This window comes from Pseudomonas sp. LY-1 (genome assembly GCF_053502595.1).
Map to the genome: position 1 here is coordinate 540,879 of NZ_CP094353.1, position 12,126 is coordinate 553,004.

General features: G+C 59.1%; 12 protein-coding genes. 6 read left to right on the top strand and 6 right to left on the bottom strand.

Annotation, left to right across the window (positions count from 1 at the left end):
- Positions 1–20: 20 nt before the first annotated feature.
- From rimK to rimA, 3 genes are read right to left on the bottom strand one after another with little or no spacing between them, the layout of a single operon-like run.
- Complete coding sequence (gene rimK, locus MOQ67_RS02425) at positions 21–926, bottom strand: 30S ribosomal protein S6--L-glutamate ligase (RefSeq protein ID WP_003213178.1); 906 nt, start codon at positions 924–926, stop codon at positions 21–23.
- Positions 923–1,405, bottom strand: a complete 483-nt coding sequence (gene rimB, locus MOQ67_RS02430) for a retropepsin-like aspartic endopeptidase RimB (protein WP_026140222.1) — start codon at positions 1,403–1,405, stop codon at positions 923–925. Before rimB ends, rimK begins: the two co-directional genes overlap by 4 nt.
- A 13-nt stretch (positions 1,406–1,418) precedes the next feature.
- A complete protein-coding gene (gene rimA / locus MOQ67_RS02435; protein WP_017848572.1) occupies positions 1,419–2,198 on the bottom strand; it encodes a S6 modification regulatory phosphodiesterase RimA in 780 nt (259 codons plus the stop codon).
- A 116-nt stretch (positions 2,199–2,314) separates the two neighbouring features.
- On the opposite strand from rimA, the gene MOQ67_RS02440 reads away from it, so the two are divergent.
- Complete coding sequence (locus MOQ67_RS02440) at positions 2,315–2,722, top strand: RNA-binding S4 domain-containing protein (RefSeq protein ID WP_017848571.1); 408 nt, start codon at positions 2,315–2,317, stop codon at positions 2,720–2,722.
- Positions 2,723–2,767: 45 nt separating this feature from the next.
- Here the strand turns inward: MOQ67_RS02440 and MOQ67_RS02445 are convergent, their stop codons facing one another.
- Complete coding sequence (locus tag MOQ67_RS02445; protein ID WP_017848570.1) at positions 2,768–3,571, bottom strand: phosphatase PAP2 family protein; 804 nt, start codon at positions 3,569–3,571, stop codon at positions 2,768–2,770.
- Positions 3,572–3,697: 126 nt separating this feature from the next.
- On the opposite strand from MOQ67_RS02445, the gene hslO reads away from it, so the two are divergent.
- Together hslO and MOQ67_RS02455 are read left to right on the top strand one after the other, a co-directional pair.
- The gene (gene hslO, locus MOQ67_RS02450) at positions 3,698–4,600 is read left to right on the top strand and encodes an Hsp33 family molecular chaperone HslO (RefSeq protein ID WP_017848569.1); all 903 of its coding nucleotides are present in this window, start codon (positions 3,698–3,700) and stop codon (positions 4,598–4,600) included.
- A gap of 179 nt (positions 4,601–4,779) precedes the next feature.
- The gene (locus tag MOQ67_RS02455) at positions 4,780–6,321 is read left to right on the top strand and encodes a phosphoenolpyruvate carboxykinase (protein WP_017848568.1); all 1,542 of its coding nucleotides are present in this window, start codon (positions 4,780–4,782) and stop codon (positions 6,319–6,321) included.
- 86 nt (positions 6,322–6,407) lie between these two features.
- On the opposite strand, the gene MOQ67_RS02460 is transcribed toward MOQ67_RS02455, so the two are convergent.
- On the bottom strand, positions 6,408–6,764 hold the full coding sequence (locus MOQ67_RS02460) for a DUF1493 family protein (protein ID WP_017848567.1): 357 nt from the start codon (positions 6,762–6,764) through the stop codon (positions 6,408–6,410).
- An 861-nt stretch (positions 6,765–7,625) separates the two neighbouring features.
- On the opposite strand from MOQ67_RS02460, the gene MOQ67_RS02465 reads away from it, so the two are divergent.
- The 3 genes from MOQ67_RS02465 to MOQ67_RS02475 all read left to right on the top strand — a co-directional run bounded on the left by MOQ67_RS02465 (position 7,626) and on the right by MOQ67_RS02475 (position 11,480).
- A complete protein-coding gene (locus MOQ67_RS02465; RefSeq protein ID WP_017848566.1) occupies positions 7,626–8,801 on the top strand; it encodes a tetratricopeptide repeat protein in 1,176 nt (391 codons plus the stop codon).
- Between the two features lie 286 nt (positions 8,802–9,087).
- The gene (locus tag MOQ67_RS02470) at positions 9,088–11,025 is read left to right on the top strand and encodes a RecQ family ATP-dependent DNA helicase (protein ID WP_104904123.1); all 1,938 of its coding nucleotides are present in this window, start codon (positions 9,088–9,090) and stop codon (positions 11,023–11,025) included.
- Between the two features lie 23 nt (positions 11,026–11,048).
- Complete coding sequence (locus tag MOQ67_RS02475; RefSeq protein ID WP_046385048.1) at positions 11,049–11,480, top strand: acyl-CoA thioesterase; 432 nt, start codon at positions 11,049–11,051, stop codon at positions 11,478–11,480.
- Between the two features lie 118 nt (positions 11,481–11,598).
- On the opposite strand, the gene MOQ67_RS02480 is transcribed toward MOQ67_RS02475, so the two are convergent.
- Positions 11,599–12,075 (bottom strand): glycine zipper domain-containing protein, encoded by a 477-nt coding sequence (locus MOQ67_RS02480; RefSeq protein ID WP_017848563.1) that lies wholly within the window; start codon positions 12,073–12,075, stop codon positions 11,599–11,601.
- Positions 12,076–12,126: the final 51 nt, after the last annotated feature.

Genomic DNA, 12,126 nt, shown 5'->3' on the forward strand with positions numbered 1-12,126 from the left:
TCAAGCTGAAGACTGCTCCTCTAGCCCTTGCCCTTGGTCCGGGTCATGTTCGGCCCGCCACTCTTTTCCAGATGTTGAATGATGATCCCCGCCACATCCTTGCCGGTGGTGGTCTCGATGCCTTCCAGGCCAGGTGATGAATTGACTTCCATCACCAGCGGGCCATGGTTGGAACGCAGGATGTCCACACCCGCCACGCTCAACCCCATGACCTTGGCCGCCCGTAGCGCGGTCATGCGCTCTTCGGGGGTGATCTTGATCAGGCTGGCGCTGCCGCCACGGTGCAGGTTGGAGCGGAATTCCCCGGGCTTGGCCTGGCGTTTCATCGCGGCAATCACCTTGTCGCCGACCACGAAGCAGCGGATATCCGCACCGCCGGCTTCCTTGATGTATTCCTGCACCATGATGTTCTGCTTGAGGCCCATGAATGCCTCGATCACCGACTCCGCCGCCGTGGCGGTTTCGCACAGCACCACGCCGATGCCCTGGGTGCCTTCCAGCACCTTGATCACCAGCGGTGCGCCGTTGACCATTTCGATCAGGTCGGGAATGTCGTCGGGGGAGTGGGCAAAGCCGGTGACCGGCAGGCCGATACCCCGGCGCGACAGCAATTGCAGCGAGCGCAGCTTGTCCCGCGAGCGCGCGATCGCGACGGATTCATTCAGCGGGGAGACGCCCATCATTTCAAACTGGCGCAACACCGCGCAGCCATAAAAGGTCACCGAGGCGCCGATACGCGGGATCACCGCATCAAAGCCTTCCAGTGGTTTGCCGCGGTAATGGATCTGCGGCTTATGGCTGGCAATGTTCATATAGGCACGCAACGTGTCGATCACCACCATTTCGTGGCCACGTTCGGTGCCGGCCTCGACCAGGCGGCGGGTGGAATACAGACGCGGGTTTCGCGACAGCACAGCAATCTTCATGCAGCACCTGGGGCAGAAATAGTGGAGACCGGGAACACCGGCTTGTCTTGAACGTATTTGACGCCAGGATTGACCACCAACTGGCCGTCAATCAGCGCCTTGGAACCGAGGAGCAGGCGGTAGCGCATGGCCTTGCGGCAGGCGAGGGTGAATTCCACCCGCCATACCCGGTCGCCCAGTGCCAGGGTGGTGCTGATCACATAGCGCACCTGCGCATGACCATTGGAGCTCTTGATGGTTTTCATCGCCACCAGCGGCGCTTCGCAGCGGCGGTGACGCAACTGCACAACGCTGCCCAGGTGTGCGGTAAAGCGCACCCATTTCTCACCGTCGCGCTCAAAGGGTTCGATATCGGTGGCGTGCAGGCTCGAAGTGCTGGCACCGGTGTCGATCTTCGCGCGCAGGCCTGCCACTCCCAAGTCGGGAAGTGCCACCCACTCGCGCAGACCGACAACGGTCAAATGGTCAAATGTCTTCAATATGGGTAACCGGTCAATTCGCCCAGGCTTGAGGGGAAACCTCGGCCAGCGCGTTGAATGCGGGCTTGGCAAACCAGTAGCCCTGCATCAGAAATATTCCACAGTCGGACAGGAAGTCGCGCTCACCGGCACTTTCAATGCCTTCAGCGATGACAGTAACGCCCAACTGCTCACAGATTGTGACAATCCCCTGGACGATGACCTGGCGGACACGATCCTGGTCGACATCGCGAATCAGCGCCATGTCGAGTTTGATCAAGTCAGGTTGGAAATCGGCCAGCAGGTTCAGCCCCGAATAGCCCGCGCCGAAATCGTCGATGGCAGTTTTGAAGCCGAATTCGCGGTATTCACGCAGAATATTCGTCAAATGGCGATGGTTATCTATGTGTTCGCTTTCCAGTGTCTCGAAAATCAGCTGGTCAAGCGGAAAATTGTGCGTGCGGGCGGCCTCCAGGGTGCTGCGAATGCACAGCTCGGGTCGATACACCGCGTTGGGCATGAAATTGATGGAAAGACAGGTTTGCATCCCCAGGGCCGCGGCGCCGGCGATTGCCTGGGTACGGCAACGCTGGTCGAAACGGTAGCGGTTGCTATCGTTGACCTGGGCCAGCACCGACAACGCCCCTTCGCCCTGTGAACCCCGAACCAAGGCTTCGTGGGCAAAAACCGAATGGTCGCGAAGGTCTACGATCGGTTGGTAGGCGAATGCAAAATCAAAACCCAAGGGCTCGCTTTGCTGGCAGCCCACGCAATGCTGGTTGGGCGAGGTGAGTGAAGTCGGGAAGTCGGTCACAGGGTATCCTCGCGAAAACAGGGGGCTACCTGGCGTATCTTAGGTGAGCCTTGGGGTTTATGCGTCGAAGGGTTTCAACAGTAAAGTTGCGACATTTTTCAGAACGAGGAATTCAAGTGGCTCAGAAGCAGGCAGAGGAAGAAAAAATCCGTTTGGACAAGTGGCTGTGGGCGGCGCGTTTCTATAAAACCCGTGCCTTGGCCAAGGCCGCTATCGAGAGTGGCAAGGTGCATCATCGCGGCGAACGCTGCAAGCCGGGCAAAGAGCCGCGCGTGGGTGATGAGTTGCAGATTCGCATAGGGTTTGACGAAAAAACTGTCGTGGTCCAGGCGCTTTCCAGCGTGCGCCGTGGCGCGCCCGAAGCGCAGGCGCTGTATGCCGAGACCGAAGCCAGCGTCGCCAAGCGCGAAAACGCAGCGGCGATGCGTAAGGCCGGCGCCACAGGCATGACCACCGATGGCAAGCCGAGCAAGAAGCAGCGCCGCGACCTGTTCAAGTTTCGCGGCAGCGGTAATGACGATTGACCGCGCACATCGTCAGCGCAAAGCAGATCGATAGATGTGGGAGCGTCAGCAGGATGCGCGCATGACGCTCAATCGCCCGATCACCGGCAGCTTGGCGAGTAACCCGAACACCGGCGCGGTCAGCCGTAGCAACACCTGCGACACCTTTGCCGCAAACGGTGTGTAATAGCCCCATCCCAATGCCAGCAGTGCCAGCAACACTCCGCCGATATAATCGTCCTGCGCCCAATGTGCGCCCGCCACCAGCCGCGGCATCATGAACAACAACGCCAGGCCCCAGATCACCAGCACCTGGCCCAGCCGCTGGGCGAATACCGTCATGAACATTCCCCAGATCAGCAGCACCGAAGCATGATCCCCAGGGAAACTCTGGCTCGAACGGTCCTTCAACTCCCAGGTTTTCTCCAGCCCCGGGAAATAGTCGCTCATCTGAATCGCGCCGCTGAGCACCATCGAAGGGCTGCTGTGTTGCCAACCCATCTGCGCCGCGAGTTTGGAAAACAGCATGCGGATAAACAGCAACAGCAGCAGAATCCCGAAGAAGCCAAGAAACGCCTGGCGCACCTGCGCCGCCTTGAACACCCAATCGCCGCGAATCAACAGCGTCAGCAGAATCACGCCGACCACCGCATCAAACGGCCGCAGGCTGGCCGCGGCCCACACATGCAGCCAGGTCGGATTGCTCGCCAGGGGGGCATTGAACAGGTGAAACAGCCACTCGTCGAAAAACACGCATAGCATCTGGCCTGCGGGCCACAGCCAAAAACACAGCAGCCCGAATGCGAGTAGATTGCAAAAAGCCCATCGCCGGAGGTTCCACTTGGCTTGGAACAAACCCGGATTGTTCATAAACTGTCCCTCTTTGCTCTATATAAGCTCTCTGTTTTCCGGAGAAAGTCGCACTAAAATGGTGCGAAAGCGTTCAATCTTATAAATATTGTAATAATTTTGTCATCAATTCAGATACCCAGACCTATGACTGATTTACCGGATACCGACTTCACCCAACGCTTTATCTTCGACGAGAACGACGCCCGCGGCGAACTGGTCTCGTTGGAGCGCAGCTATGCCGAAGTCCTCGCCAAGCACCCCTATCCGGAGCCGGTCGCGCAACTGCTCGGTGAATTGATGGCGGCGGCGGCGCTGTTGGTCGGCACCATGAAATTCGACGGGTTGCTGATCCTGCAGGCGCGGTCCGAAGGTCCGGTCCCGTTGCTGATGATCGAGTGCTCCAGCGAGCGTGAGATCCGTGGCCTGGCCCGGTATGAGGCTGACCTGATCGCCCCGGACGCGACCCTGGCCGACCTGATGCCCAACGGCGTGCTGGCGCTCACCGTCGACCCGACCGACGGCCAGCGTTACCAAGGCATCGTCGACCTCGACGGCGAAAACCTGTCGGACTGCTTCACCAACTATTTCGTTATGTCCCAGCAGATCGGCACGCGCTTCTGGCTCAACGCCGACGGCAAGCGCGCCCGTGGCCTGTTGCTGCAACAGCTGCCCGCCGACCGCATCAAGGACGACGACGAACGCGCCGAAAGCTGGCGCAACCTCACCGCCCTGGCTGGCACCCTGACCGCTGAAGAATTGCTGGCCCTGGACAACGAAACCATCCTGCATCGCCTGTACCATGAAGAGACTGTGCGCCTGTTCGACGCGCAGGGCTTGCGCTTCCATTGCAGTTGCTCTCGCGAGCGTTCGGCGAACGCGCTGGTCAGTCTCGGCCTGGAAGATGCGCAAAATCTGGTGGTGGAACACGGTGGTCAGATCGAAATCGACTGCCAGTTCTGCAACCAGCGCTACCTGTTCGACGCCGCCGATATCGCCCAATTGTTCGCCGGCGCCGGTATCGGTACCCCCTCAGATACCCGCCACTAAAACGTTTAAGCACAGGTAAATCACCTGACAAATGCCGGATTAGCGCTGTTCTGACGGGAGGGCCCTACTTTTTTTGGGCTTTTCTGGCATAATCCGGCCCACTTTTTTCGCGGTAGTAGTGCGCAACTTTCTACTACAAAACGTTTGGAGCACTCGGCCACAGGCCGACGGGGAACCTCATGACGCAAGCCAATAACGCCGTATACACCGATCTGAGTGTTGACGATCTGGTCAAAGAAGCCCTGCAGCGCGGTGAAGGCGTGCTTGCCGATACTGGCGCACTGGTCGTAGAAACCGGTCACCGTACCGGCCGTTCGCCAGTCGACCGTTTCATCGTTGAAGAGCCTTCGACCCAGGACGCCATTGCCTGGGGCCCGATCAACCGCAAGTTCCCGGCCGACAAGTTCGATGCCCTGTGGGCTCGCGTCGAGGCGTTCAACAACGCGCAAGAACATTTTGTTTCCCACGTGCATGTAGGGGCCTCCGAAGACCACTACCTGGCCGTGAAGATGACCACCCAGACTGCCTGGCATAACCTGTTCGGTCGTTGCCTGTTCATCAACCCGGCCCAGTACAACCCGGCCGGCCGTGACGAGTGGCAAGTGCTCAACGTGGCCAACTTCGAGTGCGTGCCTGAGCGTGACGGCACCAACTCCGACGGTTGCGTGATTCTCAACTTCGCCCAGAAAAAAGTGCTGATCGCCGGCATGCTTTACGCCGGTGAAATGAAGAAAGCCATGTTCTCGGTGCAGAACTTCCTGCTGCCGGCCGCCGACGTACTGCCGATGCACTGCGCCGCCAACATTGGCGAAGCAGGCGATGTGACCCTGTTCTTCGGCCTGTCCGGCACCGGCAAGACCACCCTGTCCGCCGACGAAAGCCGTTACCTGATCGGTGACGACGAACACGGCTGGGGCAAGGGCGTGGTGTTCAACATCGAAGGCGGTTGCTATGCCAAGTGCATCGACCTGTCGGAGAAGAACGAGCCGGTTATCTGGAAAGCCATCAAGCACGGCGCGGTGCTGGAAAACGTCGTCATCGACGAGGCCAAGCATGCCGACTACAGCGATGTCAGCCTGACCCAGAACAGCCGTGCCGCCTACCCGCTCGAGCACGTGGCCAAGCGTTCCGAGAAGAACCTCGGCGGCGAGCCAAACGCTGTGATCTTCCTGACCTGCGACCTGACCGGCGTACTGCCGCCTGTGTCGATCCTCAGCGAAGAACAAGCGGCCTACCACTTCCTGTCCGGCTACACCGCACTGGTGGGCTCGACTGAAATGGGTTCGGGCAGCGGCATCAAGTCGACCTTCTCGACTTGCTTCGGTGCGCCATTCTTCCCACGCCCGGCCGGCGAATACGCCGAGCTGCTGATCAAGCGCATCCGCGGCTTCGGCTCCAAGGTCTACCTGGTCAACACCGGCTGGACCGGCGGCGGCTACGGCGTCGGCCAACGCTTCAACATCCCGACCACCCGCGGCGTGATCGCAGCGATCCAGAGCGGCGCGTTGATCGGCGTTGAAACGCAACACCTCGACACCATCAACCTGGACGTGCCATTGGCTGTACCGGGTGTTGAGACCGGCCTGTTGAACCCACGTAACACCTGGGCTGACAAGGCTGCCTACGACGAAGCGGCGAAGGCGCTGGCGGGTCTGTTCATCGAGAACTTCAAGAAGTTTGACGTGAGCGATGCGATCAAGGCAGCGGGTCCGAAGTTGTAAGATTCGGTCGTTGTGAAAAAGCCGCCCCTTGTGGGCGGCTTTTTTGTGCGCGAACGGTCAGTTGGCGCCTGCCGCTGTTTTGTCGGTTAGCTCAAGTTTTCCAGCGTCTGCGTGTCCCAGCTGTGGGTTTTGATCGCCAGGTAAAGCATGCCGATAGTCAGCGGCACCTTTTCGCCACGCCCCTTGGCCCGCCGCTTGAGGAACACATCAAACACCGGTGGGTTGAAGTAACGATAAGTGTCGTAGTCGCCCAGATCGAGGGCGAATTCCTGTTCCAGCGCTTCCATGAGTTGCTTGGCTTCGCTGCCGTCGCAGCCCAGGTCGAAGTTGAGTGAGGTCTGCAGGCGAATGGTCTTGTGTTTGGGCAGGCCGATTTCTTCGTGCAGCAGTTGCAGGAGTTGCTGCATGACCGGGTCTTCGGGGAAGTTGGGGGCGAGGTTCATGGTGGGAGCACGCAGGAGTGGGTGAGGGGGACGGTCGCGTTTGAGGCGAAATTTGTTTCGGGTGATGAAGAGTGCCAAGCCTATCAAGAACAGGGCTAGAGGAAGGAGTTGAATGCTAAGGATGATGGCGACGTAGGGTAGCCAGAACAAAAGGACTAACCCAGTTACGACGAAGGTAACGGCGAAACGCTTTCTTAGCGTGCAGTCGGTGATTTTGTAGTAAAGCGATAAATAGAAGGCAAGAAATAGCGCCGTCTGTAGGTAAAGCCATTGATTATGGTTCATTTGAATACACGTGCATTGAGATGCTTGAGCGCTGAGGGTCTATGCCACCGCTCGCCTGAGCATCGAGGCCGATGATGATGTCTGCGCTATGCAAGTTGCAGGGTTTGCGAGATATCAAATCGCTGAGCGCTTGCTTGCCGTTAGGCTTTACGGTGGAGCGAATCACGGAGAGCGTGACGCCGTAATGACCGATGTATTGAGTCCTTTCTAAATTCACGGGCTTTTGCCGAAATAGTTGAGAGGACGCTATTTTCGGTCAGCCGCAGGTCACTTCTATAGAGGGCCAAGCGGGTGTTTGAAGCGGTTTAGGAAGAGGATTACGCTGTATTTGACGGTTTCTTACAGATGCTTCCGGCATTTTTTATTTCGCCGGGACTTGCCGGGTAAAACCAATCAATTGTGGGCGTTGCGCTTGCCCGTCGTCCGAGGCGAAGGCTGATCTTGGCGTAGTACCAAGTGCTCGATAAAACCACATCACATTCTGTAGAAAAATTCTGCCAGCGCTCTGAATTCAGCGTATGTTTCACCGCGAAATCTTACAGGGCGATTCCGCCTACTACTTAAAGGGAGTTAAGCATGGGTTTGCTTCGTGTCGCTTCGGCGATGTCATTGTGTGCAGTGGCTTTTTCGATCCAGGCCGAGCAGTTGCCGATCGAGGTGCTCAGTGCGGTGGTCAAGGACCAGAAAATCGCCGACGCCGAAGTCCTGCTGCAACGTAACGGCGCACAGAACGTAGTGGGCCGCACCAACGCCCAAGGCCAGGTGACCCTCACCAGCGAAGCGGCCGATGATGCCAGCAACCTGTTGATCATCAAGAAGCCCGGCTATTCCAACCTGGTAGTGAAGTGCCCCTGTGCCGGCATGACCTACGCCATCAGCCCGGTGATGGAAAACCTCGACGGCCTGCGTGTGGTGCTGACCTGGGGCAAGACCCCGCGCGACCTCGACTCGCATATGATTTTCCCCGGCAATAACATCTTCTTCCGTAACAAAAAGGGCACCGACGCTGAGTTGGATGTGGACGACACCGACAGCTATGGCCCGGAAACCATTACCCTGCAGAAGAAGCACTACGGCGAAAGCTACGTGTATGCCGTGCATGACTACTCCAACAGTGGTTATCCAAACTCGAACGAGTTGTCCAACAGTGAGGCCAAGGTGTTTGTGTACATGGGACAATCCCTGGTACGCACCTACTACGTGCCGCAGAACCGCGCTGGCAACCTGTGGACCGTGTTCCGCATGACCGGTAGTGGCGACTTCCAGGACATCAACACGTTCACCGGTGTGAGAGTCGGTGCCGAAGACGTACTCAATGAGGTCAAGCCGCTGCTGGACGACAGCGTGGCTGTCACCGCAGTGGCTGTCAGCTCGTCGGTACAAGCGGATGCGAAGAAGCTGAACCTGAAGGGCGAAGCAGCCTACCAGGCAGGTAACCTGGACCAGGCCATCGACCTGTTCCGTCAGGCCATCGACCTGGACAATAGCTTCGGCAAAGCCTACGGCAACCTGGGCCTGGCGTATCAGAAGGCCGGCAACACCGCCGAGTCGATCTGGGCCAACCGCAAGGCCATCGCCCTGGCGAACGGTGCCACTGCCGCGACCGTGCGTGCCGGCGCCTACTACAACATTGCGCGGATCTACGAAGCGGCGGGGCAGTTCGCGGATGCGTTGCGTCACTACCAGTTGGCCAAGGAACAGAAGGCCAATCCGGTGTATGACACGGCGATCGAGCGTGTGCAGAACCGCTGATTTAGCTGTAGGGCCGTTCTAAGGTGTGGGAAGGAGGTTGCTCCCGATGGCGGTAATTCAGTCGGTTAATTTCTGACTGATACACTGCCATCGGGAGCAATCCCCTTCCCACATTTGGTTTGTGATGTTCCTACTTACACAGTCGAACTTGTCACATTTGGCCCAAGGCCATTGCCCCATCCTGTGTATCATCCTGTCTCTTTTTTCCTTGCGACCTATCTCGATTCGCTGAGCGTCCCAGGCTATGTTTTTGAGCCACCTTCAGCGGTCAATGGAGTGACAGCTTATGCACGACACCCTCCAGCAGGTCTTTGGTTATCCACAATTTCGTTTGGGCCAGGAAGCCGCAGTCAGCGCCGTGCTGGCCGGTCGTTCGGCGGCAGCGATTTTTCCGACCGGGTCGGGCAAGTCCCTGTGTTACCAGCTGTCGGCGGTGTTGCTACCGCACCTGACGCTGGTGGTATCGCCGTTGCTGGCGCTGATGCAGGACCAGTTGGGTTTCCTGCAACGCCATGGCATCTCGGCCGGCAGTATCGATTCGGCGCAAAGCCGCGATGAGGCCAATGAGGTGATGGCGCGCGCGCGCTCGGGCGAGTTGAAAATCCTGATGATTTCCGTGGAGCGCTTGAAGAACGAGCGCTTTCGCAACTTCCTGCAGAGCGTGCCCATTTCATTGCTGGTGGTGGATGAGGCGCACTGTATTTCCGAGTGGGGCCACAACTTCCGTCCGGATTATTTGAAGCTGCCGGACTACCAGCATCAGTTCAATATCCCACAAGCGCTGCTGCTGACGGCTACAGCGACGCCCAAGGTGATTGCCGACATGCAGGCCAAGTTCGCCATTGCGCCTGACGACGTGATCACCACGGGCTTCTACCGGCCGAACCTCAACCTGTTGGTAGAGCCGGTGAGCGGCGCGGACAAGCGTCGGCGGCTGGTGCAATGGATGAACGAGCGGCCCGGCCAGCCGAGCATCGTCTACGTTACCTTGCAGAAAACCGCCGAGCAGATCGCCGAGCACCTGAATCGCCATGGCATCCAGGCCGAGGCGTATCACGCCGGCTTGCCCCACGATAAACGCGAGGGCATCCAGCAGCGTTTCATGGGTGGGCGCTCCAATTGCATCGTCGCCACCATCGCGTTTGGCATGGGCATCGACAAGAGCGATATCCGCAACGTGGTGCATTTCGACCTGCCCAAATCCATCGAAAACTACAGCCAGGAAATCGGCCGCGCCGGGCGTGATGGGCAACCCTCGGATTGCCTGGTGCTCGCCAACCGCGACAGCCTCAATGTGCTGGAAAACTTCGTGTACGGCGACACGCCCGAGCAGGAGGGCATTCGCCGTGTGCTGGACGAGTTGCAGGCCGCGCGAGGGGACGGGCAGTGGGAGTTTCTGCTGCGCTCGCTGTCGGACCACAGCAACATCCGCGAGCTGCCCCTCAAGACGCTGCTGGTGCAGTTGGAACTCAAAGGCGTGATTGCGCCGCGCTACGCGTTTTACGCCGAATACCGGTTCAAGTACCTGATCGAGCCTGAGGCCTTGTTGGCGCGGTTTTCCGGGGAGCGGCAGGCGTTTGTCGCAGCGATCGTCCAGGTGTGCAAACGGGCCAAGACCTGGGCGACGGTGGATTTCGACACGCTTTATCAACAGCACCAGGCCGAGCGCAATCGCGTGGTGAAAGCACTGGATTACTTCCAGGAGCAGGGCCTGATCGAGCTGGAAAGCAAGCAGATGACGGAGGTCTACAGCCTGCTGAATACCGATTTCGATCCGCAGGTGTTGAGCGCCGAGTTATACACAGGCTTCAAGCAACACGAGGTCACGGAAGTGGCGCGGATTCACGCCATGCTCGACCTGTTCGCCACCGAACACTGCCTGGGCCAGCGCCTGGCCCGCTATTTCGGTGATGAACATGCACCGCAGCGCTGCGGGCATTGTTCGGTGTGCCACGGCCATGTCGCGCATTTGCCGGCGCCGCCGAGCCTGGCGCCGCTTGTGGATAAAAACTTCATGGGGCTGTGCGGTGATTTTATCCACAGGCATCATGAGTACTGCGGCCAACTGCCCGGCGCCGAACGGCTGACGCGGTTCCTGGGCGGTATCAGCGTGCCGCTGTTCACCAAATTGAAGGCACGCGGCATCCCTGGTTTTGCTGCGCTGGAGGACTACCCCTACGCCGAGGTACGCGAGTGGGCCGAAATCCATTTGAATAACCTGTAAACCCACTTTGACGAGACGCGCCGATGCCTGACTCCATGCCCCAACGCGCCGATTACCGGCACTTCCAGCCGATCATTACGCGCTGGCACGACAATGATGTGTATGGTCATGTGAACAACGTGACCTACTACAGCTTCTTCGACACCGCGGTGAATACCTACCTGATCGAACACGGTGGCTTGGATATTCATGACGGCGAGGTGGTGGGGTTTGTGGTGAGTTCGGCGTGTGATTACTTTGCTTCCGTCGCCTTTCCCGAGCGCATCGAAATAGGCCTGCGGGTCGGCAAGTTGGGCAACAGCTCGGTGCAGTATGAGTTGGCGGTGTTCAAGGCAGGCGAAGAGGACGCCTGTGCGGCAGGGCGCTTCGTGCATGTGTTCGTGGATCGGGGGACGAACCAGCCGGTGACGATTCCGGAGCGGTTGCGCGAGGCGTTGCAGCGCTTGCTGGCCTGACTGTGGGAGGGGGCTTGCCCCCGATAGCGGTGTATCAGCCAGCACATGGGTGACTGAAACTCGGCTATCGGGAGCAAGCTCCCTCCCACAGTGTTTCTTCAGTGTTCTTTAGATCTGATCAATCACGGTAGTGATGCTTGTTCTTGCGATGGCCATAGGCATGGCCACGGCCAGGGTGACCATCCCGGTAGTAGCGACGGTCGTCACGGCCACGGTAACGACGGTCGTCGTCATCGCTCTTGTTGCCCATGTAGTTGCCCAGCGCGCCGCCCGCGCCGCCGCCAGCGGCTGCGCCGATCAGGCTGCCGGTGGTGCCGCCCATGCTGCGGCCTACCACGTTGCCGCCCGCTGCGCCCAGGGCGCCGCCAATGGCTGCTTCGCCGCGGCTGCGCTTGTCAGCGCCGACCGCACTGCCGCCCGCGCCGCCCAGGGCTGCGCCGATGGCTGAACCGGTATTACCGCCGACCTGCTGGCCGACAACCGAACCGAGTACCCCGCCCAATGCGCCGCCTACACCGGCTTCGGTGGTGCCACCGGCCATGGCTGCGCCACTGACCAGGCCAAGGGACAACAAGAGAATCGAGGAGAACTTCATAGAGAGACCTCAAGAGGATGACGGCGCGATCCTGAGGCTGTGTCGACATTG